Below are 25197 nucleotides of genomic sequence, written 5' to 3' on the forward strand. Positions count from 1 at the left end.
CCGCCCACTGCCCCGCCCGGCGGCTCCCCCCCACCCCCTGTTCCGCCCGTCCGCCCCCCCGCCTAAAGCGGGGCCGCTCGAACCTCGCGAGTCTTTTGGCGGGGGCGAGAAAGCCCGTCACTTCACCGACCCGGCCATCACCCCCTGCACAAAGTGCCGCTGGAACGCGAAGAACACCACCACCGGAACGATCAGCGACAGAAACGCCCCGGGTGCCAGCACATCGATGTTGCTGCCGAACTGCCGTATCTGGGACTGAAGTTCGACCGTCAACGGCTGCGAGGAACTGTCGGCGAACAGCAGGGCGACCAGCATGTCGTTCCACACCCACAGGAACTGGAAGATGGCCAGGCTCGCGATGGCCGGACGTCCGACCGGCAGCACCAGCCGGGTGAAGATGCGCCACTCGCTGCCACCGTCCATCCGGGCGGCCTCCAGCATCTCCTTCGGCATCTCCGCGAAGTAGTTGCGCAGCAGGAAGATGGCGAACGGCAGCCCGTAGGAGACGTGGAAGAGCACGACACCGGGGATCGTGCCGAACAGCCCGAGCGCACCGAAGAGTTTGGCGACCGGCAGCAGCCCGATCTGAACCGGCACCACCAACAACGCCACCACGACAAGGAAGATCGTGTCCCGGAAGGGGAACTCCAGCCAGGCGAAGGCGTATCCGGCGAGCGCCGCGATCACCACGACGAGAACGGTGGCAGGCACGGAGATCAGCACGGTGTTCCAGAACGCCCGCGTCATCCCCGCATTGCCCAGGAGGGCGGAGTAGTTGTCGAAGGAGAGCTGACCGGGGCTGGTCAGCGCCGTCCACCAGCCTCCCTTGGCGGTGTCCTGCGACGAGCGCATCGAGGAGAGGAAGAGCCCTGCGAGCGGGGTGACCCAGACCAGGCCGACGATCACCAGGAACGCCTGCACCAGGCCGTTGCCGAGCCCCCGCCTGAGCGCGTTCATCGTTGACTCCTTCGGAAGCGGCGGACGTTGAAGACCATGGCGGGGACGACCAGGAGCAGGAGGAGCACACCGAGTGCGCTGCCCAGGCCCTGGTTGTTGCCGCCGCCGAAGGACACCAGCCACATCTGGGTGGCGAGCACGGTGGCGTCCTCCTGCACCGGTCCGGGCGCGATGATGTAGACGAGGTCGAAGACCTTCATCACGTTGATCACGAGCGTGACGAAGACCACGGTGAGCACGGGTGCCAGCAGCGGCACGGTGATCCGGCGGAAGATCTGCCACTCGTTGGCGCCGTCCATCCGGGCCGCCTCCAGCGCGTCGCGCGGCAGGGCGGCGAGTCCGGCGCCGATCAGCACCATGGCGAAGCCGGTCCAGATCCACAGGTACGCGCCGATGATGGCGGGGGTGACCAGCGCAGGACCGAGCCAGGACACACCCTCGTACGGCGGGCTGAAGTTCGAAGCGGGCAGCCGCACGGTGTACGAGCCGGAATCCAGCCCGGGGAAGCGGAAGGAGCCGTCGGCCGCGGTGGTCGTGCTCGCGACCGTCTTCCCGTCGCGCGCCGCCTCCACCTTCATCCCGGGCAGTCCGCTCTCCCCGCGGTCGACCTGGCCCTGTCTCCCTCCCCCGCCGGGCGTGAAGTCCAGGTAGACGACACCGCGCAGCTCGTCCCGGGCCGCTTTCTGCCCTGCGGCCGCGTAGGCGGGCTTCGCGTCCTTCGGCAGGTCCTTGGAGAGGACGCCGACGAGCCCGAGGCCGACCGTGTGGCCGGGCGAGGCGGAGGCGGTCGTACGGTACGAACCGTCGGCGCCCTTGGTGAGGCCTCGGCCGTCGCGGGCGCGGGCGGTCGGATAGGACGAGGTTCCCTCGAACGCGTCGTGGACGCCGACCACGGCGGCGTTCAGGACACCCTTGTCGGGGTCCTCGTCGTACGCGAGCCGGAAGATGATGCCGGCGGCCAGGAAGGAGACCGCCATGGGCATGAAAAGCAGCAGCTTGAACGCGGTGGCCCAGCGGATCTTCTCGACCAGGACGGCGAGCACCAGGCCGAGCCCGGTGAGCAGCGTCGGCGCGACGACGACCCAGATGGCGCTGTTGCGTACGGCCTTGAGCGTGGCCGGGTCGCGGAACATCTCGGTGTAGTTGTCGCCACCCACGAACCGGTTGCCGGAGGCGTCGAAGAAGCTGCGCCCCACGGAGAAGACCACGGGGTAGACGACGAGCGCGCCGAGCAGGAGCAGGGCGGGCAGGACGAAGACGAGGGCGACGATCCGGCCGCGGCGCCTGGCGCGCCGTCTGTGGTCGGCCATGCCGACGGCCGGAGGGCTCGCCTCTTTCACAAGGGTGGCGGTCATGGTGATCAGCCCTGGTACGCCTTGGCCGCGGCCTTCTCCAGTTCGGCCGCGGTCGCCTTCGGGTCCGAGGGGTCACGGAGGAAGTCCTGGAGGATCTTCCACTCGCCGGCGCCCTTGGTGCCGCCGAACGCGGCGGGGGCCTGGTCGGACATGTCGAAGCGGACCGAATCCCCGGCGGCGACCAGGGACTTGGCGGTCTCGCGGGCGATGTCGTCGCTGTAGGAGGCGAGGTCGAGCTTCTTGTTCGGGGAGAGGAAGCCGCCCGCCCCGGCCCAGACGGCGGCGGCTTCGGGGGTCGCCAGGTACTCCAGGAACGTCATGGCGGCCTTCTGGTTCTTGCCGTCCTTGAGGACCACGGCCGCGTCGCCGCCGCTGACCACCGGCGCCTTGCCGCCGTCGACCGCGGGGAAGGGGAAGAAGTTCGCGTCCTGGCCGATCTTCTTGCCGAACTGGTCCTTGGCGACCCCGGCGACGAAGTCGCCCTCATAGACCATGCCCGCCTCGGGCTTGGGTCCGAAGACCTTCTCGACGGAGCCGGGGAAGTCCGTGTTCAGGGCCCCCTTCTGGCCGCCGGCTATCAGTTGCTTGTCCTTGAAGAGCTTGCCGAGGGTGGTGAGCGCCCTGACCACGGTCGGGTCGGTCCACTTCAGCCGGTGGGCGGCCAGGGCGTCGTACTTCTCGGGGCCCGCCTGGGAGAGGTAGATGTTCTCGAACCAGTCGGTGAGCGTCCAGCCGTCCTGTCCGGCGACGGAGAAGGCGGCGAGGCCCGAGTCGGAGACGGCGTGTCCGGCCTTCAGCATGGCGTCGTACGTGGTCGGCGGCTTGACACCGGCCTGGTCGAGCGCGTCGGGGCTGTACCAGACGGTCGACTTGTGGGCGGCCTTGAAGTACAGGCCGTAGAAGGTGTCGCCGACGCTGCCGTACTTCTTCCAGACGCTCGCGTAGTTGGTGTCGACGGACTGTTCGGTGGTCTTGGAGAGCGGCTTGAGCCAGCCCTCCTTCGCGAACTGCTGGAGGACGCCGACCTGCGGGACCATCACCACGTCGGGGGCGTTGCCGCCCTCGATCTTGCTGCCGACGACCGTGGAGACGTTGTCGCCGGTGGAGACGAACTGGGTCTTGGCGCCCGTCTTCGCGGTGAAGGCGTCCAGGACCTTCTGGAAGTTCTTCTGCTCGCTGCCGGACCAGACACCGGCCACGGTGATCGTCTGGCCGCTGAGCGACTTACCGCCGCCTCCGGCGGCTACGGGCCCGCCTCCGCAGGCGGTGGCGCCGAGGGCCAGGGCGAGGGCGGTGCAGCTCGCGAGCAGGGTCGTACGTCGTCGCATCATCGTTGATGTCCCTTTCAGGGCAGGGGAATTGACGGAAACCAGAGGAACGGAAGGCAGAGGAACGGAAAGCGGAGGGAGGGACGGTCAGGGATTCGTGCAGTCGCTGATCCACCAGGCGGCCGTCGAGCCGGGCAGGACGCCGGCCGGACAGGGGCCGCTGGACAGCAACGGGGTGCCGGAGACCGGTGCGGGCGTCGGGGCCGCGTCGAAGTTGACCGCGCACACCAGGCCGTCGCCGCGGACGAAGGCGAGGACGCCGGGTGGCGCCTGGAGCCAGCGCAGCGCACCCTCGCCCAACTGCGGGAGTCCGGCGCGCAGCTGGAGTCCGTCGCGGTAGAGGTGCCAGAAGGAGCGGGTGTCGGCGAGCGCGCGGTCGGTGGCGTACTCGGCGAAGTAGGCGGGCTGCGGCAGCCACGGCTTGGCGCTCTCCGCACCCGAGGTGAAGCCGAACGGCGAGGTGTGCCCGGACCAGGGCAGCGGCACCCGGCAGCCGTCGCGGATACGGGCGCGGCTTCCCGTGCGGCGGAAGATCGGGTCCGTCAGCACGTCGTCGGGCAGGTCGACGACCTCGGGCAGCCCGAGCTCCTCGCCCTGGTAGATGTACGCGGCTCCGGGCAGCGCCAGCATCAGCAGCGCGGCGGCGCGGGCACGGGCCGTACCGAGGCCGCTGCCCTCGGTGCCGAGCTCGCCGTAGCGGGTGACGGTGCGGACCTGGTCGTGGTTGTTGAGGACCCAGGTGACCGTCGATCCGGTGCCGGCTATGTCCTGCATGGCCTCGGAAATGACCTTGCGGAAGGCGTCTGCGTTCCAGGGCGCGCTGAGCAGGTCGAAGAAGAAGGCCTGGTGGAGCTCGTCCGGGCGTACGTACTGGGCGTGTTCGCGGGCCGTCGGCACCGAGACCTCGCCGACCAGCAGCCGGTCTCGGCCGTCGCGCCCGGTGTACTCCTCGCAGACGGACCGCCAGTGGCGCCACACGTCGTGCACCTCGGGCCGGTTCCAGGCGAGCGGGTTGACCGAGTCGCGGGTACGGGCGTCGGCCTCAGGGTCGGGCGAGTCCGGCAGGTCGGGGTGCTTGAAGAGGCCGGCGGCGACGTCGATGCGGAAGCCGTCGACGCCCCGGTCGAGCCAGAACCGCAGCACCTGGTCGAAGTGCGCGCCGACCTCGGGGTTGCGCCAGTTCAGGTCGGGCTGCTCGGACGTGAACATGTGCAGGTACCACTGGCCGGGGTTGCCGTCCGCCTCGGTGACGCGGGACCAGGCGGGTCCGCCGAACATGGCGTGCCAGTTGTTGGGCGGCTCGGCGCCCTCCGGGCCGCGTCCGTCGGCGAAGTGGAAGCGGGCACGGGCCGGGCTGCCCGGCTCCGCCGCGAGCGCGGCCCGGAACCACGGGTGCTCACTGGAGCAGTGGTTGGGGACGATGTCCAACAGCACCTTGATGCCGAGGCGGCGGGCGTCGGTCATCAGCAGGTCGAACTCGGCGAGGTCGCCGAAGAGCGGGTCCACGTCGCAGTAGTCGGCGACGTCGTAGCCGTGGTCGTGCTGCGGCGAGGGGTAGAAGGGGCTCAGCCAAATGCCGTCGACACCGAGCTTCTTGAGGTACGGCATGCCCGCGCGAACCCCGGCGAGATCGCCGATGCCGTCACCGGTGCTGTCCAGGAAGCTGCGGACGTACACCTGGTAGATCACTGCGTCGCGCCACCAGCGGTGCGTGTTGAGGGTCACCCGTTGGACCTGTCTGTGCGTGCCTGTGGTTATGCATGCATGTTAAGTAGGCGTGTCGCACGGGTGTCAACGAGTAGGCAGCATCAACTGGGAAGTTGGGCAGCCATATGCAGACTTTTCGGGCACGAAACCCGGAGATGGGATGCTCCCGTTACCTAACAAGTAACTAGCAGGATGCCGACAGGGCACCGCCGGGGTGCTAACGGGGTGAGATCGCCACCAGCTCGCGCGCCAGCCGCCGTACCGCCGCGGAAGGCGTCTCCTGCCCCGTCATCGCGTCGTGGACCACGGCCTGCACGACCAGGCTGACCTGGTCGTAACGCGGGCTCTTGGGGCGTGGGGCAGCCGCGAGGACGCTGGCGCGCAGCGTGGGCAGATAGGGGAACTCCCGGATCAGCTCCGGGTCCCGGTACAGCGCCGCCCGTACGGGCGGCAGCGCACCCTTGGTGAGGACCTGGCGCTGCGCCCGCTCGGTCGTGAGGTACGCGATCAGGCGCGCGGCCGAATCGGGGTGCCGCGCATGCGTGTTGACGGCCAGGTTGGAGCCGCCCAGCACGCTCGTGCCCGGTCCGTCGGGTCCGGGCAGGGGGACCGCGCCGACCTTCCCGGCGACCGCCGATCCCTTGCCGGAAGCACCGACGTAGGCGTAGGGCCAGTTGCGCAGAAAGAGGAGGTGGCCGTCCTGGAAGGCCTGTTTCGACTCCTCTTCCTTGTACGTCAGCGCCTTCTTCGGAATCCATCCGTCGCGCACGCCGTCGGCGAGGAACCCGATGCCCTCGCGGGCCGCCTCGGAGTTCACGGTGACGCGCTCGCCCTCGTCGCCGAGGATGGTGCCGCCCGCCGAGTAGACCGCCTCCGCCGCGTTGACGGTGAGACCCTCGTAGGGCAGGAACTGGCCGGCGTAACCGTCGAGTCCGTACTTCGGGGCGATGGTCCTCGCCTGCCGCTCCAGCTCGGCCCAGGTCCGCGGCGGCGCGACGCCCTCCTTGGCGAGGACGTCCTTGCGGTACAGGAGGAGTCCCGCGTTGGTGACGTACGGGACCGCGTACAGCCTTCCGTCGTACGTCGCCGTGTCCACGACCGGCGGCAGGAAGCTGTGGAGCGGGAAGCGGCCGCGGTCCAGCGGAGAGATCCAGCCCGCGGCGGCGAACTCCGAGGTCCAGGCGACGTCGATGTTGAGGACGTCGAAGCGGCTTCTGCCACCGCCGCGCAGGTCGGTCGTCATCTGCGCGTGCGTCTCGTCGGCGGAGTCCGGGAGCTCGACGAGGGTCACCTTCTCGCCGGCGTGGGTACGGTTCCACCCTTCGAGCAGCGGCCCCAGATAGCCGGTGAGGTCGCCCGCGGTCGCCAGGGTGAGCGGGCCGCGACCGGCGCCGTGCGCCCCGTCGGCCGGGGTGTCGGAGGCGACGTATCCGGTCAGGACCACCGCTGCGACCAGGAAGCCCCTACCGGCGGCACGTATCCACCGCATAGGTTCCTCCCTGTACACCGGCGTCGGGCACCTTCGCCCGGCGTCAGTGGCCATGTATACCTGTTAGGTATGGGCGATACTAGGGCCTGCGACACATTGGCCTGCGGCCGCATCGACCGGGCGGCGGCCTGACATCGGTGCGCGGCACATGACAAGGATGCGGGGAGGAGAGCACGGGTGCGGCTGCCCCTCCTGGCCCTGCTGGCGCGAGGCCCGGCCCACGGGTACGAGCTCAAGCAGGACCTTGAGCAACTGCTGGGCTCCGCGTACCCTCAGCCCAACGTCGGCCAGATCTACGTCACGCTCGGCCGCCTCGAGAAGACGGGACTGATCGAGGGCGAGGAAGTCGAACAGTCGAGCCGGCCCAACAAGAAGATCTACCACCTCACCGACACCGGGCGCGAAGCGCTGCATTCCTGGTACCAGGAGACTGCGGACGAGCCCCGGGTACGGGACGAGTTCTTCATGAAACTCGCGCTCGCCCCGACAACCGGCCTGGCCGACCAGATCGCCCTGATCAACAGGCAGCGGCGGCAGTATCTGAACACCATGCGCAACCTGTCGAAGCTCGCCGCGGCCGAGGACCGGGACAACCGCATCTCCCAGCTGCTGATCGAGGGCGCCATGCTGCACCTGCAGGCCGATCTTGACTGGCTGGAGCGCTGCCAGGAGGAACTGGAGGGTCTGGAATGAGCCACACCGGTCCTTTGCTGCGCGCCGAGGGCCTGGTCAAGACCCACTACGGCGAGGGCGCCCCGGCGTATGCCGTACGCGGAGTGGATCTTGCCGTGCGCCAGGGCGAGTTCGTGGCCGTCACCGGCCCGTCCGGCGCCGGCAAGTCGACGCTGCTGCACCTCCTCGGCGGCCTCCAGCGGCCCGACTCCGGCAGCGTCTGGCTGGACGCCGAATGCACGGACGCGTACAGCGAGGCGCGCTGGGCGGTGGAACGTCGACGGCGCATCGGCATCGTCTTCCAGTTCTTCAACCTGGTCTCCAATCTGTCGGTCGCCGACAACGTGGAGCTGCCCGCCCTGCTCGCCGGGGTCTCCCCCAGGCGGGCGCGCGCCGAGCGCGAGCGGCTGCTGTCCGAGCTGGGCCTGGAGGGCAAGGGACGCAGCATGCCCGGTGAGCTGTCCGGCGGCGAACAGCAGCGCGTCGCCCTGGCCCGGGCACTGGTCAACCATCCGTCCCTGCTGCTGGCCGACGAACCCGCGGGCAGCCTGGACAGCAAGGGCACCCGTGAGGTGATGCGGCTGCTGTCCCGCTTCCACCAGCGCGGTCAGACCATCGTGCTCGTCACCCACGACGCCCGGCTCGCCAGCGCCGCGGACCGCGTGATCAGCTTCTTCGACGGCCGCATCGCCGACGACGCGGAACTCGACGGCACGCCGTCACGCGGCGCCGGGATATCCGGCGTGCTGGAACTGAGGGACTGAGCAGCGTGCGGGCCACTCTGCGCTGGGCGCATGCCGATCTGCGCACGCATCGGGGCGAGGCGCTGTTCATCGTGCTGGCCACCGCGGGAATCGTCGCCTCGCTGCTGCTCGCCGCGGCGCTCTTCGGATACGCGACGAACCCCTGGCAGCGCGTCTTCACGCAGTCGCACGGAGCCCATGTGTGGATCCACACCGGCGCGTCCGCCGACGCCGGGCGGCTCGCGCGGCTGGACGGCGTCGAGTCCGTGGCGGGCCCGTACCGCACCGCGTCCGCCACCGTCGAGTCACGCGGCACCCGCGCCTATGTCGAGCTGCGCGGCGCCGTCGAGCCGCCCGCCACCGGTCGGCCGCTGCTCGTCTCCGGTCACTGGCTCGACCACGCCCGGCCCGACGGAGTCGTCCTGGAGGACAGCCTCGCCCGTGCACTGTGGGCCGAGCCCGGGGACACCCTCACCGTGCCCGGCACCGCGCGCACCCTGACCGTCCTGGGCGTGGCCGACAGCGCCGAGCCCCGCTACCGCCCCGGCGAGCGGTCGGGGGTCGTCTGGGCGTTGCCCTCCGCGGTGTGGGGCGCGGACGGACGTACGGGCCAGGTCATCGGTCTGCGTCTGACCGATCCCGGCGACACGGACTACGCCGTGCAGCGCGCGGTGACGGCGCTCGGCTCCGGCGCGGTCACCCAGGTGTCGAACTGGCAGCAGGCCCGCGCCGAGGCCCAGGGCGACAACCGGCTGCTGGGACAGGTGCTGGGCCTGTTCGGCCTCGGCGCGCTCCTCGCCGCCGCACTCGCCGTGTACGGCGCGATCGGCACCCGTATCCGCGGCCACCTGCGGGACATCTCGGTACTGAAGGCGATCGGGTTCACGCCCGCCCAGGTGGTGCGCATCTTCCTGATCCAGCACGTGGTGTACGCGTCGCTGGGCGCCCTGGTCGCCGCCACGCTCACCCAGGCGCTGGGGAGCAGGATCCCCGGCCGTCTCGGCGACGCCTTGGGCGTCTGGCAGGGACTGCCCGGGCACACCGCGGCACTGTTGGCGGTACCGGTGGCCGCGGTGCTCTTCATCGGCGCGACGACCGGGATCGCGGCGTGGCGGGCGGGCCGAGTGCCCCCCGTGCCGGTGCTGCGGGCCGCGGCACCGCCGGCCGGCCGCCTGTCGGGTGTGGCCCGCCGGGCGCTCGGACTGCGACTGCCCCCCGCGCTCGTGCTGGGCTGGCACCAGGCGTTCCCGCGGCGGCCGCGCTCGCTGGCCACGGTCGCCCGGCTCGCCCTGCCACTGCTGCTGATCGTGGTCGCGCTGAGCGCGTGGACCACCATCGACCGCTTCCACAGCGAACCCGAGCGGATCGGCCTCGCGGCCGCGCTCACGGCGCACCCGGACGAGAGCCTCGGCGATCCGGCGGCCCGCGCCCTGCTCGCCCGGAACGCACAGGTCACCGCCGTGCACCCGGGCGCCGAGGTGGCCGCTCTGGTTCCGGGCCAGACGGCGACGATCGCACTGCGCGGGCTAGGTACGCACCAGGACCCGTACCCGTTCACGCTGGCCGAGGGCCGCCCGGCCCGCGGACCCGACGAGGCGGTGGCCGGTCAGGGGCTGCTCGACCTGCTGGACGTGCGCGTCGGGGACTGGGTGCGGATGACCGTCGGCGCGCGCCCGCAGATCCTGCACATCGTCGGCCGCAGCATCGAGCCGGAGAACGGCGGCCGCGTCATCTCCACCTCGCTCGACACCCTGCGCGAGAACGACCCGGAGCTCCGCCCGACCCTCTACCAGCTCCAGTTGCGCCCCGGCGCCGACCCGGGCAAGGTCGCCGCCGAGCTGACCGCGGCCGGGCACGGGCACCTGGACGTGCACGCCGTGACCAACCCGGCCGACGGCCTCTCGCCGCTGCGCGGCGTCGTCGTCGGGCTGATCGCCGTACTGGCCCTCATCGGGCTCATCGAACTGCTGACCGCGATCGGCGGCACCGTGCGCGAGGGCGAGCGGGATCTGCTGGCACTCAAGGCCATCGGGCTGTCCCCGCGGCAGATCACGGCGGTCACCGTCACGGGCACCGCCTGCACCGCGCTGGCAGCGGTCCTCGCGGGTACGGCGCTGGGGCTGCCTCTGGCGCACTGGCTGATCGACGCCCAGGGGAAGTCGAGCGGGATCGGCGCCGGTATCGCCCGGGGGCCGTCCCCCCTCCTGCTGTCGCTGTTCGGTCTGGCCGCGGTCCTGGGTGCCGCCGCCCTCGCCGCGTTCCCCGCGGGCCGCGCCGCCCGACGACGGCTCGCGGACACCCTGAGCGCGGTGGCCTGAGCCCGGAACCCGAGCGCCGTCAGAACCCGTGCGGGTTCTGCGGTCCTTGGTTGTACGGGTTCCGCGGCCCTTGGTTGTACGGGTTCCGCGGCCCCGGCGCATAGGGGTTGCCCTGGTTGTACGTGTACGCCGGACCCAGCCCGTACGGGTTGCCCTGCGGCGGCACATACCCGGCCCCCGGCGTGTACGCGGGCCGCGGCGGCGGCAACGACGCCGGATGCGCCCCCAGCCGTATCCCGTGCCGACTTCGCAACCGGTACATCTCCACCGCGGCTATCCCCGTGACCGTCACCGGCGCCCCCAGGATGAAGACAACCCCCATCCCGAGACTGAGCCCGTGCAGATCCCCCGTGGCGAGGTCCGGAATGGCCATCAGCCACGTCGTCACGGTGGCGAGCAACGGCGGCAGACAGCGATGCACCGCCGCCGTACCGAAGAAGTTGCCGGACACCTTCAACGCACCCGAGCCGACGAACCCGGTCAGCCAGATCGCCACCAGCCCCAGCACCAGGGCGAACCCTCCGACCCCGGCGGCGAGCCACCACATCAGCACCGTCAGGACGATGGACCCGACGAAGGCCAGCAGCAGCTTGAACGAGTTGCCGAGCGGCACCCGCAGCTGCCGGACCGTCCCGGTGCGCCGCCAGACGAAGAGCATCGCCCCGACGGTCAACGGCGTGATGAACAGCAGCACGACGGACGCCGTCAGCATGTTCTGCAGCATTTCCGTGAAGGCGAACCCGCCTTGCACGAAGGTGTAGACACCGACCGCCGCGACCGCCCCGGCGATGACCCGTACCCGCTTGAGCCGCTCCACCCCCGGATCGACCGCCTCCGGGATCCACGCCGGATGGAAGACCGCCTCCGCGACCCGCTTCGGCTTCAGAAACGACCTCGCCGTCAGCGTGCCGCCCGTCCAACTCCCATGCGAACCAGTCAACTTCCGCTCCCCCGAGCCTTCATGTGCATGATCGCCCGGGAGTCTACGGGAAGCGGGCGGACTCCCGCCGCCCGCTTTCCGTGACCCACGCGCGTCCGCGCCTACCGGCCGCGCAGCTCCCGGTACTTCGCGACGAGCGCCTTCGTCGACTCGTCCAGGCCCGGCACTTCCGCACCCTCGGTCAGCGCGGGTTCGACCCGCTTGGCGAGGACCTTGCCGAGCTCGACACCCCACTGGTCGAAGGAGTCGATGTTCCAGACCGCGCCCTGGACGAACACCTTGTGCTCGTAGAGGGCGACCAACTGGCCGAGCACCGACGGCGACAGCTCCCTCGCGAGAATCGTCGTCGTCGGGTGGTTGCCCTTGAACGTCTTGTGCGGGACCAGTTCCTCGGCCACGCCCTCGGCGCGCACCTCGTCCGGCGTCTTGCCGAAGGCGAGGGCCTGGGTCTGCGCGAAGAAGTTCGCCATCAGCAGGTCGTGCTGGGCGACCAGCCCCGGCAGCAGATCGGCGACCGGCTCGGCGAAGCCGATGAAGTCCGCCGGGATCAACTTCGTGCCCTGGTGGATGAGCTGGTAGTAGGCGTGCTGCCCGTTGGTACCGGGCGTCCCCCACACGACCGGGCCGGTCTCCCACTCCACGTCGTGTCCGTCGCGCTCCACGGACTTGCCGTTGGACTCCATGTCCAGCTGCTGCAGATACGCCGTGAACTTCGAAAGGTAATGCGAGTACGGCAGCACCGCATGCGACTGGGCGTTGTGGAAGTTGCCGTACCAGATGCCCAACAGGCCCATCAGCAGCGGCACATTGGTTTCGGCGGGCGCGGTGCGGAAGTGCTCGTCGACGAGATGGAACCCGTCGAGCATCTCCCGGAAGCGGTCCGGACCGATCGCGATCATCAGGGACAGACCGATCGCGGAGTCGTACGAGTACCGTCCGCCGACCCAGTCCCAGAACTCGAACATGTTGGCCGTGTCGATACCGAAGTCGGCGACCTTCTCGGCATTGGTCGACAGCGCCACGAAGTGTTTGGCCACGGCCTCCTGACCGGCCTTCAGCTCGGTCAGCAGCCAGTCGCGCGCGGAGGTCGCGTTGGTGATCGTCTCGATGGTGGTGAACGTCTTCGAGGCGATGATGAACAGCGTCTCGGCCGGGTCGAGGTCACGGACGGCCTCGTGCAGGTCGGCGCCGTCCACGTTCGACACGAAGCGGACCGTGAGGTCGCGGTCGGTGAAGGAGCGCAGCACCTCGTACGCCATCGCCGGGCCGAGGTCGGAGCCGCCGATGCCGATGTTCACGACGTTCTTGATGCGCTTGCCGGTGTGGCCGGTCCACTCGCCGGAGCGGACCCGCTCGGCGAAGTCGGCCATCTTGTCGAGCACGGCGTGCACGCCGGGGACGACGTTCTCCCCGTCGACCTCGATCACCGCGTCGCGCGGGGCGCGCAGCGCCACGTGGAGCACGGCCCGGTTCTCGGTGACGTTGATCTTCTCGCCGCGGAACATGGCGTCCCGCAGCCCGAAGACGTCGGTCGCCGCTGCCAGCTCGCGCAGCAGCCGCAGCGTCTCGTCGGTGACCAGGTGCTTGGAGTAGTCGACGTGCAGATCGCCGACCTGAAGGGTGTACCCCGTTCCGCGCCCGGGGTCGGTTGCGAACAGGTCCCGCAGATGGGTCTCCGCGAGCTCCTCGCGGTGCTTGGCCAGAGCGGTCCACTCGGGCGTCTGGTTGAGCCTGGCACGGCTGTCTGCGTTCATCTCTGGCTTCCGCCTTCTTTCCTGCGTGTGCTGCTGCTTGCCTCGCCCCACTGCCGGTCCCAACCTAATTGATCAGGGCTTGACGAGAGCTGTCGTAGCGCCGTCGTCCGGCTCAACAACAGATACGTCCGGCAGATGCGCGGGTATCAGCGAGATGACGGCGAGCCCGAAGAGGACGGCCGCGAACAGCGCGGGCCCGTTCAGCCCGTAGGCACCCGCCACGGTGCCGCCGAGCAGAGCGCCGAGCGGGGCCCCGGAGGTGGAGGCGGTGCGGAACGCGGAGCTGACGCGGCCCACCATGGCTGCCGGACTGCGCCGCTGCATCAGCGTGACCTGGTTGACGTTCCACACCATGCCCATCAGTCCGAGCAGTGCCATGCCCACGAGGAGTGCACCCAGGTGGCGGACGGTGCCGAGGAGTACCAGGGCCGCCGTCTGGACGCATCCGCACAGGAACAGGCTCCGCACCCGTCCGATCCGGCGCGCGATCCACTGGGCCGGCACTCCCCCGGCCAGGGATCCGGCCGAGTAGGCCGTCATCGCGGCCGCGAAGCCCGCGCTTCCCGCGTGCAGCCAGCCGGTCACGTGCAGGACCAGCGTGGCGATCAGGGCCCCCATGCCGATGTTGCACAGCAGTGTGGCCGTGCAGACCGCGCGCAGCACCCTGTCGTGCCACAGGGTGCGCACTCCTTCGGCCACCTCCGCCCGCAGGGTGCTCCCGGCGGGCCGGGGCTCCCGCTCGGGCGCCCGGATCCGCAGGGAGGCCACGAGGGCCGCGGCCAGCAGATAGGTGAGCGCGTCGACCGCGAACGGCGCGGCGGCACCGAGAGTGAGCAGCAGCGGCACGAAGGGGCCGGCCAGGAAACCGCCGGCGAACTGCTGGCCGCTCATCAGCCGGGCATTGGCGCTGCCCAGGGCCTCTTTGTCCACCAGAGAGGGCAGCAGGGCCGTGGACGCGTTGTCGAACAGCGTCTGGAGGGTGGTCAGGGCGAAGGCGAGCATGATCAGCAGGCCGATCGTGGCGTGGCCGAGCCCGACGGCGAGGGCGAAGCAGGCCACCAGCCCGCCGCGCACGGTGTCGACGGCCCACATCGCCCGCCGCTGGTCCACCCGGTCCGCGACCGCGCCGCCCAGCAGCCCGAAGAAGAGCCAGGGGAGGTAGCCGCAGGCCGTGACGGAGGCGATGACGAGCGGATCGTCCGTGAGCCGCACGGCGAGCAGCGGCAGCGCGGCGGTGCGCAGGGCGTCCCCGAAGCGCGACACCACCGCCGCGCTCCACAGGCGCCCGAAGCCCCCGCGCCACGCGGGTGCCCGCACCCCCGCCGCCTCGACCGTCGTCACAACGCCCCCTCTGGTTCCGCCACTTCAAGAACCGTAGAGGGCACCACTGACAATCGGCTCGCGGCAGCGCCGCGGGCGCTGCGCAACCGGGTCGGCACGACGGTGCGCCCCGGCGGTGCGCCCGTGCGCGACCCGGCGTACGAAACACATCCGGCCAGGCACCTCGGTGCCCGGCCGGTTCTCAACCCCTAGATTTCGCCCCGCAGTTTGGCGAGCGCCTCAGCGAGGATCGCCTCGCCGTCCGCGTCGCTGCGCCGCTCCCGTACGTACGCGAGGTGCGTCTTGTACGGCTCGGTGCGCGGCGGGTCCGGCGGGTTGTCCTGGTCCTGTCCGGCGGGAAAGCCACAGCGCGGGCAGTCCCAGGTCTCGGGAACCTGCGCGTCGCTGGCGAAGCTGGGCACCGTCTCGTGCCCATTGGAGCACCAGAAGGAGATGCGCAGCCGTGGCGCGGACTCGCCGCGCTCGGCCTCGCCCATCGGCCCCGCCCCGACCCGGCTTCCTCGGATCGCGTTGCCACTTGCCACGGTCGTAACTCCCTGCGTGATGGTGCCGCGAAGCGAGTCGGCGTGACGCTTCGCTGCGAGCGCCTCAGTCTACGTAAGGCCCAACGCGCGTCCAGTGATTGGAGTTACACCCCGGCCCCTAGACGCAAGCCCCATGATAGGCCGCGCCTGGGGGCGCGTACCGGACATGGGGCCTTACGTGCGGATTGTGCTTGCGTAATGTGCAGTTGTGCTGCTGTACCGATGCCGGTCGGTGATCAGTTGTTGACCTTCATCAGGATGCCGAGCACGACAATGGACGCGAACCAGAGCAGACCGATCACCACGGTGATGCGGTCGAGGTTGCGCTCGGCGACCGAGGAGCCACCGACGGACGACTGCATGCCGCCACCGAACATGTCGGAGAGACCGCCGCCCTTCCCCTTGTGCATCAGCACCAGCAGCATCAGCAGCAGGCTGAAGACGATCAGGGCGATCGAGAACCCCAAAACCACGGCTGGACCAACTTCCTCGGAACTGAATGGACGACGGGGGCCGAAGCCTACTGGGTGAGCACCTCAAGCCCACTCCGAAGGCCACGACCCCCGCAAGGGTACGACGAATCGCCGCTAGCGCATACTTACTGGTCGCGGAAGCGGACGATCTTGACGAACTCGTCGGCGTCCAGGGAGGCACCGCCGACCAGGGCGCCGTCGATGTCGGGCTTCGCCATGATCTCCGCGACATTGCCGGACTTCACGGAGCCGCCGTACTGGATGCGGACCTGGTCGGCCACTTCCTGGGAGTACAGCTCGGCCAGCCGGGCGCGGATCGCCGCGCAGACCTCCTGGGCGTCGTCGGAGCCGCAGACCTTGCCGGTACCGATGGCCCAGACCGGCTCGTACGCGATCACGATCGACTCGGCCTGCTCGGCCGGGACGTCCTTGAGACCCCCGTCGACCTGGGAGAGCGTGTGCGCGACGTGGTTGCCCGCCTCGCGGATTTCCAGCTCCTCGCCGACGCACATGATCGGGGTCAGGCCGTGCTTGAAGGCGGCCTTGATCTTGGCGTTGACGATCTCGTCGGTCTCGTTGTGGTACTGCCGGCGCTCGGAGTGGCCGATCGCCACGTACGTGCACTTCAGCTTGGACAGCATCGGGCCCGAGATCTCGCCGGTGTAGGCACCGGAGTCCTGCGCCGAGAGGTCCTGCGCGCCGTACTTGATCTTGAGCTTGTCGCCGTCGACCAGGGTCTGCACGGAGCGCAGGTCGGTGAAGGGCGGCAGGACGGCGACCTCACAGGCCTCGTAGTCCTTGTCGGCCAGGGCGAAGGCGAGCTTCTGGACGTGCGCGATGGCCTCGAGGTGGTTGAGGTTCATCTTCCAGTTGCCCGCCATCAGCGGCATACGGGTCGTCATGCGGGGTCAGTCCTCCAGTGCGGCGAGGCCGGGGAGCGTCTTGCCCTCGAGGTATTCGAGGGAGGCGCCGCCACCGGTCGAGATGTGACCGAATGCCTTCTCGTCGAAGCCCAGGATGCGGACGGCCGCGGCGGAGTCGCCACCGCCGACGACCGTGAAGGCCGGGGATTCGACGAGGGCCTGGGCGACCGCCTTGGTGCCCTCGGCGTAGTCGGGGTGCTCGAAGACGCCCATCGGACCGTTCCAGAAGACGGTGGCCGCGTCGGCGAGCTTCGAGGCGTACAGCTTGCGGGTCTCCGGACCGATGTCCAGACCCTCCTGGTCGGCCGGGATGGCGTCCGCGGCGACGGTGGTGGGGTTGGCGGGGGCCTTGGTCTTGAGGTCCGGGAACTCCGGAGCGACCAGGACGTCGACGGGGAGGACCAGCTCGACGCCGTTCTTCTCCGCGCGGTCCATGTACTCCTTGACGGCCGGAACCTGGTCCTCCTGGAGGAGGGAGATGCCGACCTCGTACCCCTTGGCCTTGAGGAAGGTGTACGCCATGCCACCGCCGATGAGCAGACGGTCGGCCTTGCCGAGCAGCTGGTCGATGACGGCGAGCTTGTCGGAGACCTTGGCGCCGCCGAGCGCGACGACGTAGGGGCGCTTGACGTCCTCGGTGAGCTTCTTCAGGACGTTGACCTCGGTGGCGATGAGGTAGCCCGCGTAGTGCGGAAGGCGCGCCGGGAGGTCGTACACGGAGGCGTGCTTGCGGTGCACGGCGCCGAAACCGTCGCCTACGTAGACATCGGCCAGGGCGGCGAGCTGGTCGGCGAACTCGCCGCGCTCGGTGTCGTCCTTGGACGTCTCGCCCGGGTTGAAGCGCAGGTTCTCGATCACGGCGACCTGGCCGGGCTGGAGGCCGTTCACGGCGTCGTGGGCGGCGGCCCCGACGGTGTCCTGGGCGAACGCCACGGGGGCACCGAGCAGTTCACCGAGACGCTCGGCGGGCTGCAGCAGGGAGAACGCCGGGTCCGGGGCGCCCTTGGGGCGGCCCAGGTGCGAGGCGACGACCACCTTGGCGCCCGCTTCGGCGAGGGCCTTGATGGTGGGCAGGACGGCGCGGATACGGCCGTCGTCGGTGATGAGGCCGTCGGCCAGCGGCACGTTCAGGTCGGCGCGGACGAAGACCCGCTTGCCGTCCACGCCTTCGGCGAGAAGTTCGTCGATCGTCTTCATGAAAGGACTCCTAGGAGGGCTCTGTGTTGTCCGGGAGGGCTGATCGATCCGTGCACAGAGCAGGGCTCGGACAACGCGGCTGTGCGCTGCCCGAGCCCTGCTCTCACATCAGAGGTGCCTGCTCCGGGACTTAGAGCTGGCCGCCGACGAAGACCGTGAGGTCGACGAGGCGGTTGGAGTAGCCCCACTCGTTGTCGTACCAGCCGAGGATCTTCACCGAGTTGCCCTCCTGAACCATCGTCAGGGAGGAGTCGAAGGTGCAGGAGGCCGGGTCGCCGACGATGTCCGAGGAGACGATCGGGTCCTCGGTGTACGACAGGTAGCCCTTGAGGTCGCCGTCGTCGGAGGCCTTCTTGAACGCGGCGTTGACCTCGTCCTTGGTGACCTCGCGCTGGAGGGTCACGACCAGGTCGGTGGCCGAGCCGGTCGGGACCGGGACGCGCATGGCGATGCCGTCCAGCTTGCCCTTGAGCTGCGGGAGGACCAGGGCGGTGGCCTTGGCGGCACCGGTCGTGGTCGGGATGATGTTCTCGGCGGCGGCGCGGGCGCGGCGCAGGTCCGAGTGCGGGAAGTCCAGGATGCGCTGGTCGTTCGTGTACGCGTGGACCGTCGTCATCAGGCCCTTGACGATGCCGAAGTTCTCGTCGAGCACCTTGGCCATCGGCGCCACACAGTTGGTGGTGCAGGAGGCGTTGGAGATGATGTTGTGCTGCGCCGGGTCGTACTTGTCCTGGTTGACGCCCATCACGATGGTGATGTCCTCGTCCTTGGCCGGAGCCGAGATCAGGACCTTCTTGGCGCCGCCGGCGATGTGCTTCTCGGCGTCGGCCTTCTTGGTGAAGATGCCGGTCGACTCGATGACGATGTCGACGCCCAGCTCGCCCCACGGGATGTCGGCGGGGTTGCGCTCGGAGAGCACCTTGATGGTGTGGCCGTCGACGGTGATCGTGTCGGCGGTGTGCGACACCTCGGCCTTGAGGCGGCCCAGGATGGTGTCGTACTTCAGCAGGTGAGCGGTGGTCGCGGTGTCACCCAGGTCGTTGACAGCCACGATCTCGATGTCAGCACCCTGCTCCAGCAGCGCGCGGAAGTAGTTACGACCGATGCGGCCAAAGCCGTTGATGCCTACGCGGATCGTCACGAACCGATCTCCTCGTTAGGTACGCCGACTCAGTGCCGGCGAGTTGTATGGGATGTCCCCGACCGCCTACGACCCTACCTCCCTGAGGCGTCTGCGGTGACATCGAGATGCCCCATACACGGCAGGGTGTTCCGTACCCACCAGTAGGGGTACGGAACACCCTCGGTGTTGACGAGATAGTCACACAGGGTCAGCTCTTCAGCGCCCCGAGCGCCTTCTTGATGAGGGCCGCGCGGTCGGCCGCCGCGGTGACGTGTTCCAGGCCGAAGCCCAGTAGCACGGTGTCGTCCGTGGTGATGCCGCCGTACGTCTTGAACAGCTCTCCGTAGCGCGCCCAGTCCTTGAGCACGGAGGGGCTGCCCGCAGGCGGTCCGGAGGCGCTCCAGGGCCCGAGCGAGGTCTCGAAGCCCTCGGTCTCGGTGGCCGCCCCGCCGACGACGAGGGAGGCGTTGTCCGCGAGGACGCCGTGACCGCCGGTGTTCGGGTCGGTGATGTAGCTCAGCGACACCTCGACCGACTTGCCGGCGTACGCGCTGAGGTCGAAGTTGACCTGCTGCCAGCCGCTGGAGGCGCCGGTGAAGCTGTTCCACGCCCCGCTGGTACCGGTGTTGGCGCAGCCGGTGGAACTCACCGTCAGGTACCGCTTGAGGAACGGGTGCTCCCTGACCAGGAATCCGGCCTCGCACTCCGCGGGGACCGCGGTGCTGGTGGCGCCGCCCGCCTCGGGGAGGGTCGTCCAGTCGTCGGCCCCGGTGGTGTGGGCCTCGATCACCGCGTGGTCGTAGCCGGGCTCGGTGTCCCACAGGAGCTGGGTGCGCAGCGTCGGCTTGTCGGCGGCGCCGACACCGGTGAGGTCGATGGTCCGGGTGAGGCGCTTGTAGGCGTCGTCGGTGTGCACGGCGGCGGCCATGTACGAGCCCGCGTAGGGCCCGTACGGGTTGACGGTCCCGGCGAACTGGCCCGCTCCCGCGCTCGACGCGAACTGCGGGTACTGCGCGGCCGCCAGCGAGTCCGAGGTGACGCCGTAGGTACCCGCCGAGTTCAGCGGATTGCCGGGCGCGTCGCCGAGTGCTCCCGTGAAGCCGGTGAGCTTTCCGGAGCCGGCGAATCCGTTGGCCCCCGGAGTGGACGTACGGGAGTAGGCACCCAGGTAGTACTGGCTGAAGTCGTTCGAAAGGGTGCCGCCGCCGAGGTCGACGTTGCCGCCGGCCTGCTCGCCCGCCTCGATCAGCTTGCCGCCCTCGTTGAGGAAGGCGCGCAGTTGGAGCTGGGTGGCGTTGCCCGGCCGGGCGGCGCCGGTGTAGTGGACGACCGTCTTGAAGTGGTCGAGCACGCCGAGCGCGTCGGGCGCGCCCAGGGCCGCCACGTCCCAGACGAGGGGCTTCTTGCCGTTGGCCTTCAGGGCGTCGACGTAGGCCTGGGACTGCGTGGCGGTCGCGCCCTCCTCGGCGACGACCAGCGTGTCGGCACCGGGCCGCTGGGCCACGGTGTACGTGAAGCGCGTACTGGAGGTCTTCTTGCCGTTCCTGGTCTCACCGGTGAACCACACCTCGACCTTGTCGCCGGGGTCGCCGTCCTTCACCTTGGCGCGGTACTCGTCGAAGTAGAGGTTGTCCTTGCCGCCGTAGGTCTCGCCGCCCTTCCAGGCCTTGAGCGCCATGTCCAGCGTACGGCCGCCGTTGACGCGGTACTTGAGCTCCTTGTCGCGTACGGACCTGCGGACGACGACGGAGACCTCCTGGTCGGCGCCGCGGGAGTACGACGTCGTGAAGGGGGCCGGGGTGAAGTCGGGTGCGTCGAGGCCCACCGAGGACGACGGCTGGTCGGGGTGGGCCGCGGTCTCGGCGACGGAGAGCGCGAACGGGACGTTCTTCTCGAACTCCTGCTCGATCAGCTTCTCGTCGTCCGGGAAGGTGAAGACCGAGGCGCAGTCGGCCGCGTTCCAGGCGTCGTTCGGGTCGATGTCCGAGGCGGTCTGGCAGGTCGACATCTCGGGGGTGAACATCGCCATGCCGTTGACGTTGCCCGCGTGGCCGTCCGCCTCGCCGTTGGTCGTGTAGAGCTCCGAGGAGACCTGGGGGTGGTAGCCCGGGATCGCGGAGTGCTCGGGGGTTCCGGCGAGCGCCTTGTAGAGCACGTCGTCCGGGGTGGGCGTCGCCACCTGCCAGCCCACTCCGTAGAGGAGCAGTTGGGCGGCGGAGTGGTAGTTGATGCCGTACGTGAAGCCGATCCGCTTCTCGAAGGCGTCGAGCGCCTTGGTCTCGGGCTCGGAGCCGGGGCTCGCGCCGCGATAGGTCTCACTGGTGGGGTTGGGTGACGAACCCTCGTCGTCGTAGCCCCACTTGTAGGCGAAGTTGCGGTTGAGGTCGACACCGTCACCGGTGGAGATGACCCCGTCGCCGTTCACGTCCCGCAGGTTCTTGCGCCACTGGCGGGCGTCGGCGTCCTTGAACGTGTAGTCGTAGCCGTCGGGGTTGGCCGACAGGACGAACCACAGCTCGGTGGAGTCGACGATCTTCTTGATGCGTTTGTCCGTGGAGTAGTTGTCCAAGTAGTAGTGCATCAGACGCCGTGTCATCTCGGGCGTGATCCACTCGCGCGCGTGCTGGTTGGACAGGTACAGCACGGACGGCTTGGAGCCGTCCTTGGTCTTCTTCGCGCCCTTGGTCAGTTTGAGCGCGAGGATGTCCTGGCCGTTGACCGTCTTGCCGATGGAGACGACCTTGGTGAGGTCGGGGTGGGCGGCGCCGGTCTTGACGATCTCCTCCTGGAGATTGCCCTTGCCGCTGTACGGGCGGAACACGCCCTGGGCCGCCTTCTCCACCCGTGCTTCGGCCTTGGCCGTCAGGGTGTGCTCGGTGAGGTCGACGCCCTGCTTCTCCAGCTTCTTGGCCTGCTGGTCGGTGACGTAGACCTCGACCGCGCTCTTGCCGTTCTTCCACGTCGTGTCGCCGAGTTCGTGGCCGTCCTGCCCGGCCGCGAGCAGCAGGGGTACCTGCTGCTTCGTGATCTCCGCGTGGAACACCTTCACGGCGTTCGCGTCGGGCTTGGGTGAACCGCCGTTCTGCGCCTGGGCGATGGGCGCCATGCCCGCACCGCCCAGCAGGAGCGCGCCCGTAGCGAGGATCGCTCTCGCTCTTCGTCTCATGAGCCCCCCTTGCGTGAGTCCGCCACAGCAGCGAACAGATGCCAGGCTCATGACACTTCATGGTCAAGTCAAGGGTGCCTCACAGGAACACAAACGCCGGTGCCGATGTCCCAAGTGGGCATCGGCACCGGCGTGTTGGGCTTCTGGCGATCGATCGGACCAGTCAGCCGGCGAGGTTGTCCGCCATCTCCTCGGTGAGGTTCGACTCCGTCCCGGGGATGCCGAGATCCTGGGCCCGCTTGTCGGCCATCGCGAGCAGCCGCCGGATACGGCCGGCGACGGCGTCCTTGGTCAGCGGCGGTTCGGCGAGCGCGCCCAGCTCCTCCAGGGAGGCCTGCTTGTGCTCCATGCGCAGCCGTCCGGCGGCCGCGAGGTGCTCGGGCACCTCGTCCGCGAGGATCTCCAGGGCGCGCTGCACGCGGGCCCCGGCGGCGACGGCGGCACGGGCCGAGCGGCGCAGGTTGGCGTCGTCGAAGTTGGCGAGCCGGTTGGCCGTGGCGCGGACCTCGCGGCGCATCCGCCGCTCCTCCCAGGCCAGCACCGACTCGTGCGCTCCGAGGCGGGTGAGCAGCGCGCCGATCGCGTCTCCGTCACGGACGACCACGCGGTCCACGCCGCGCACCTCGCGGGCCTTCGCGGCGATCGAGAGCCGACGAGCGGCGCCGACGAGCGCGAGCGCGGCCTCCGGACCCGGGCAGGTCACCTCCAGGGAGGAGGAGCGGCCCGGCTCGGTGAGCGAGCCGTGCGCCAGGAAGGCCCCGCGCCAGGCCGCCTCGGCGTCGCAGGTGGCCCCCGAGACCACCTGCGGCGGGAGGCCCCGGATCGGACGGCCACGACCGTCCACGAGCCCCGTCTGGCGGGCCAGCTGGTCGCCACCCGCGACGACCCGTACGACATACCGGGAGCCGCGGCGCAGACCGCCGGGCGCCATCACGATCAGTTCGGAGCTGTGGCCGAAGATCTCCAGAATGTCCCGCTTCAGCCGGCGCGCCGCCATCGCGGTGTCCAGCTCCGCCTCGATCACAATCCGGCCGCTCACCAGGTGGAGGCCGCCGGCGAACCGCAGAATGGCGGAGACCTCCGCCTTTCTGCAGCAGGTCCGGGTGACGGGGAGCCGGGAAATTTCATCCTTCACCGCTGCCGTCATCGCCATGGGCCGATCCTTCCATGCATCCGAAAAATACGGTCGTACGCGGCGGCCAACAGCTCCGGGTCGTGCCGCGGAGATCCGTCGGTCCGGGCCACCGGCGCCAGCTCGACCGCGGCGCCGAACCGCTTGGCGGCGTCGGTGAGTGAGTCGCGATCGGGCACGGCGGCCTCGTCGGCCAGCACCACGTCCAGGGCGAGTTTAGGGGCGTGTCGTCCCAAAACCTCCAAATGACGCTGCGGGGAGAAGCCCTCGGTTTCTCCGGGCTGCGGGGCGAGGTTCAGGGAGAGTACCCGGCGCGCCTTCGTCTCGGTGAGCGCATCGAGGAGCTCGGGCACGAGAAGGTGCGGAATCACCGAGGAGAACCAGGAGCCGGGGCCGAGGACCACCCAGTCCGCGTCGAGGACCGCCGCCACGGCCTCGGGGACGGCCGGCGGGTCGGCGGGGACGACGTGCACGGACTGCACCTCACCGGGGGTGAGGGCCACGGTCGCCTGTCCCCGTACCGTGTCCACGTCCTCGGGCCGCTCCGGGTCGTGCCCCTTGACCAGGGCCTGGAGCTCCAGGGGTACGGCGGACATGGGCAGCACCCGGCCGTGCGCGCCGAGGAGCCTGCCGACCAGGTCCAGGGCCTGGACATGGTCGCCGAGCTGTTCCCACAGGGCGACGATCAGCAGATTGCCGACCGCGTGCTCGTGCAGATCGCCCTGGGACTGGAAGCGGTGCTGGATGACGCGGGCCCAGGTCTGGCCCCAGTCGTCGTCGCCGCACAGTGCGGCCAGGGCCTTGCGCAGGTCGCCGGGCGGCAGCACGCCCAGCTCGTCGCGCAGGCGCCCGCTGGAACCGCCGTCGTCGGCCACGGTGACGACGGCGGTGAGGTCGCCGGTGATCCGGCGCAGCGCGGCGAGCGAGGCGGACAGCCCCATGCCGCCGCCGAGGGCGACGACCTTGGGCTGGGCACCGCGGCGGCGCGGCTTCCCGCCGCGCGCCTCGGCGGGCCTGTCGCCGCGTCCCTCGGAGGCGACCCGGCGCAGCCTGCTCAGCCGCAGTGCGGCACGTCCGGTCACTCGCGCCCCATGTCCCGGTGGACGACCACGGTCTCCACGCCCTGCGAGGCGAGGCGAGCGGCGAGCTTCTCGGAGGTGGCGACCGAGCGGTGCTTGCCGCCGGTGCAGCCGACCGCGATGGTCACATAGCGCTTGCCCTCGCGGCGGTAGCCGGCGGCGATGAGCTGGAGCAGCTCGGTGTAGCGGTCGAGGAACTCCTTGGCGCCGGGCTGGTTGAAGACGTACGCCGACACCTCCTCGTTCAGGCCGGTGAAGGGGCGCAGCTCCGGGACCCAGTGCGGGTTGGGCAGGAAGCGCATGTCCACGACCAGGTCGGCGTCGACCGGAAGGCCGTACTTGAAGCCGAAGGACATGACGGTGGCCCGCAGCTCGGGCTCCTCCTCGCCGGCGAACTGGGCGTCCATCTTGGCGCGCAGCTCGTGCACGTTCAGGCTGGAGGTGTCGATGACCAGGTCGGCGTCGCCGCGCAGCTCACGCAGCAGCTCGCGCTCGGCGTCGATGCCGTCGACGATGCGGCCGTCGCCCTGGAGGGGGTGCGGACGGCGCACGGACTCGAAGCGGCGCACCAGGGCCTCGTCGGAGGACTCCAGGAAGACGATCCGCCGGGTGACGTTCTTCGCCTCCAGGTCGGCGAGGGACTCGCGGAGGTTGTCGAAGAAGCGGCGGCCTCGTACGTCGACGACGACCGCGATCCTCGCCACGTTGCCCTGCGAGCGGGCGCCGAGCTCCACCATCGTGGGGATCAGCGCGGGCGGCAGGTTGTCGACGACGAACCAGCCGAGGTCCTCCAGACACTTGGCGGCCGTCGACCGGCCCGCCCCGGACATCCCGGAGATGATCACCAGCTCGGGGATGGCGGCTTCGGGCACCGCGGGCGTCTCCATCGTCGTACCCCCCTGGGTGTCGTCGGCGGCCTGTGGTGCGGCCGTCTGTCCGGTCTGCGGTCCGGCCGGTTGCTCGGCCGGTTGCTCGG

At 69.9% G+C, this 25197-nt stretch carries 20 protein-coding genes; 3 read left to right on the plus strand and 17 right to left on the minus strand.

Features of this window, described 5'->3' with window-relative positions; all coding sequences use genetic code 11:
• Positions 1-117 precede the first annotated feature (117 nt).
• The 5 genes from ACFVWD_RS32345 to ACFVWD_RS32365 all read right to left on the minus strand — a co-directional run bounded on the left by ACFVWD_RS32345 (position 118) and on the right by ACFVWD_RS32365 (position 6836).
• A complete protein-coding gene (locus ACFVWD_RS32345) occupies positions 118-957 on the minus strand; it encodes a carbohydrate ABC transporter permease (RefSeq protein ID WP_389601247.1) in 840 nt (279 codons plus the stop codon).
• Complete coding sequence (locus tag ACFVWD_RS32350) at positions 954-2312, minus strand: ABC transporter permease subunit (protein WP_389601248.1); 1359 nt, start codon at positions 2310-2312, stop codon at positions 954-956. Before ACFVWD_RS32350 ends, ACFVWD_RS32345 begins: the two co-directional genes overlap by 4 nt.
• Positions 2313-2317: 5 nt before the next feature.
• Positions 2318-3643: an ABC transporter substrate-binding protein gene (locus tag ACFVWD_RS32355; RefSeq protein ID WP_389601252.1), complete on the minus strand. Its 1326-nt coding sequence runs from the start codon at positions 3641-3643 to the stop codon at positions 2318-2320.
• Between the two features lie 84 nt (positions 3644-3727).
• Positions 3728-5365, minus strand: coding sequence for an alpha-amylase family glycosyl hydrolase (locus ACFVWD_RS32360; protein ID WP_389601253.1), 1638 nt, complete (start codon positions 5363-5365; stop codon positions 3728-3730).
• A gap of 199 nt (positions 5366-5564) precedes the next feature.
• Positions 5565-6836, minus strand: a complete 1272-nt coding sequence (locus tag ACFVWD_RS32365; protein ID WP_389601255.1) for an ABC transporter substrate-binding protein — start codon at positions 6834-6836, stop codon at positions 5565-5567.
• Positions 6837-7013: 177 nt separating this feature from the next.
• On the opposite strand from ACFVWD_RS32365, the gene ACFVWD_RS32370 reads away from it, so the two are divergent.
• The 3 genes from ACFVWD_RS32370 to ACFVWD_RS32380 are packed head-to-tail and all read left to right on the plus strand — an operon-like array spanning position 7014 to position 10569.
• The gene (locus ACFVWD_RS32370; protein ID WP_389601257.1) at positions 7014-7529 is read left to right on the plus strand and encodes a PadR family transcriptional regulator; all 516 of its coding nucleotides are present in this window, start codon (positions 7014-7016) and stop codon (positions 7527-7529) included.
• Positions 7526-8272 carry an ABC transporter ATP-binding protein gene (locus tag ACFVWD_RS32375; protein ID WP_389601259.1) on the plus strand — a complete coding sequence of 249 codons (747 nt, stop codon included), beginning with the start codon at positions 7526-7528 and terminating at the stop codon, positions 8270-8272. The genes ACFVWD_RS32370 and ACFVWD_RS32375 overlap by 4 nt, the downstream gene beginning before the upstream one ends.
• 5 nt (positions 8273-8277) lie before the next feature.
• Complete coding sequence (locus tag ACFVWD_RS32380; protein WP_389601260.1) at positions 8278-10569, plus strand: ABC transporter permease; 2292 nt, start codon at positions 8278-8280, stop codon at positions 10567-10569.
• A gap of 19 nt (positions 10570-10588) precedes the next feature.
• Here ACFVWD_RS32380 and ACFVWD_RS32385 read toward each other — a convergent pair whose 3' ends face one another.
• The 12 genes from ACFVWD_RS32385 to rapZ all read right to left on the minus strand — a co-directional run bounded on the left by ACFVWD_RS32385 (position 10589) and on the right by rapZ (position 25108).
• Entirely contained in the window at positions 10589-11509 is a 921-nt protein-coding gene (locus tag ACFVWD_RS32385; RefSeq protein WP_389601262.1) for a hypothetical protein, read from the minus strand.
• 101 nt (positions 11510-11610) lie between these two features.
• Positions 11611-13263: a glucose-6-phosphate isomerase gene (gene pgi, locus ACFVWD_RS32390; RefSeq protein ID WP_389601263.1), complete on the minus strand. Its 1653-nt coding sequence runs from the start codon at positions 13261-13263 to the stop codon at positions 11611-11613.
• Between the two features lie 72 nt (positions 13264-13335).
• Entirely contained in the window at positions 13336-14604 is a 1269-nt protein-coding gene (locus ACFVWD_RS32395; RefSeq protein WP_389601264.1) for an MFS transporter, read from the minus strand.
• 188 nt (positions 14605-14792) lie between these two features.
• Positions 14793-15128 (minus strand): RNA polymerase-binding protein RbpA, encoded by a 336-nt coding sequence (locus ACFVWD_RS32400; RefSeq protein WP_075026247.1) that lies wholly within the window; start codon positions 15126-15128, stop codon positions 14793-14795.
• A gap of 236 nt (positions 15129-15364) precedes the next feature.
• Positions 15365-15601, minus strand: a complete 237-nt coding sequence (secG, locus tag ACFVWD_RS32405; RefSeq protein ID WP_006373292.1) for a preprotein translocase subunit SecG — start codon at positions 15599-15601, stop codon at positions 15365-15367.
• A 125-nt stretch (positions 15602-15726) separates the two neighbouring features.
• On the minus strand, positions 15727-16503 hold the full coding sequence (gene tpiA / locus ACFVWD_RS32410) for a triose-phosphate isomerase (protein WP_389601266.1): 777 nt from the start codon (positions 16501-16503) through the stop codon (positions 15727-15729).
• Positions 16504-16509: 6 nt separating this feature from the next.
• The gene (locus ACFVWD_RS32415) at positions 16510-17721 is read right to left on the minus strand and encodes a phosphoglycerate kinase (RefSeq protein WP_389601267.1); all 1212 of its coding nucleotides are present in this window, start codon (positions 17719-17721) and stop codon (positions 16510-16512) included.
• A gap of 130 nt (positions 17722-17851) precedes the next feature.
• Complete coding sequence (gene gap, locus ACFVWD_RS32420) at positions 17852-18862, minus strand: type I glyceraldehyde-3-phosphate dehydrogenase (protein ID WP_389601269.1); 1011 nt, start codon at positions 18860-18862, stop codon at positions 17852-17854.
• A gap of 190 nt (positions 18863-19052) precedes the next feature.
• Entirely contained in the window at positions 19053-22010 is a 2958-nt protein-coding gene (locus tag ACFVWD_RS32425) for a M14 family zinc carboxypeptidase (RefSeq protein WP_389601271.1), read from the minus strand.
• A gap of 163 nt (positions 22011-22173) precedes the next feature.
• Positions 22174-23163 carry a DNA-binding protein WhiA gene (gene whiA / locus ACFVWD_RS32430; RefSeq protein WP_389601272.1) on the minus strand — a complete coding sequence of 330 codons (990 nt, stop codon included), beginning with the start codon at positions 23161-23163 and terminating at the stop codon, positions 22174-22176.
• Complete coding sequence (gene yvcK, locus ACFVWD_RS32435) at positions 23154-24224, minus strand: uridine diphosphate-N-acetylglucosamine-binding protein YvcK (RefSeq protein WP_168508070.1); 1071 nt, start codon at positions 24222-24224, stop codon at positions 23154-23156. The genes whiA and yvcK overlap by 10 nt, the downstream gene beginning before the upstream one ends.
• Positions 24221-25108 carry an RNase adapter RapZ gene (gene rapZ / locus ACFVWD_RS32440; RefSeq protein WP_075026813.1) on the minus strand — a complete coding sequence of 296 codons (888 nt, stop codon included), beginning with the start codon at positions 25106-25108 and terminating at the stop codon, positions 24221-24223. The genes yvcK and rapZ overlap by 4 nt, the downstream gene beginning before the upstream one ends.
• Positions 25109-25197 lie beyond the last annotated feature (89 nt).

Source organism: Streptomyces sp. NPDC058086, assembly GCF_042885015.1.
Classification (GTDB): Bacteria; Actinomycetota; Actinomycetes; order Streptomycetales; family Streptomycetaceae; genus Streptomyces.

Coding starts and splice junctions, on each gene's coding strand:
- ACFVWD_RS32375 (WP_389601259.1), top strand. CDS start 7,526: ATGAGCCACACCGGTCCTTTGCTGCGCGCCGAGGGCCTGGTCAAGACC.
- ACFVWD_RS32345 (WP_389601247.1), bottom strand. CDS start 957: ATGAACGCGCTCAGGCGGGGGCTCGGCAACGGCCTGGTGCAGGCGTTC.
- ACFVWD_RS32350 (WP_389601248.1), bottom strand. CDS start 2,312: ATGACCGCCACCCTTGTGAAAGAGGCGAGCCCTCCGGCCGTCGGCATG.
- ACFVWD_RS32425 (WP_389601271.1), bottom strand. CDS start 22,010: ATGAGACGAAGAGCGAGAGCGATCCTCGCTACGGGCGCGCTCCTGCTG.
- tpiA (WP_389601266.1), bottom strand. CDS start 16,503: ATGACGACCCGTATGCCGCTGATGGCGGGCAACTGGAAGATGAACCTC.
- pgi (WP_389601263.1), bottom strand. CDS start 13,263: ATGAACGCAGACAGCCGTGCCAGGCTCAACCAGACGCCCGAGTGGACC.
- rapZ (WP_075026813.1), bottom strand. CDS start 25,108: ATGGAGACGCCCGCGGTGCCCGAAGCCGCCATCCCCGAGCTGGTGATC.
- ACFVWD_RS32355 (WP_389601252.1), bottom strand. CDS start 3,643: ATGATGCGACGACGTACGACCCTGCTCGCGAGCTGCACCGCCCTCGCC.
- ACFVWD_RS32365 (WP_389601255.1), bottom strand. CDS start 6,836: ATGCGGTGGATACGTGCCGCCGGTAGGGGCTTCCTGGTCGCAGCGGTG.
- whiA (WP_389601272.1), bottom strand. CDS start 23,163: ATGGCGATGACGGCAGCGGTGAAGGATGAAATTTCCCGGCTCCCCGTC.
- ACFVWD_RS32415 (WP_389601267.1), bottom strand. CDS start 17,721: ATGAAGACGATCGACGAACTTCTCGCCGAAGGCGTGGACGGCAAGCGG.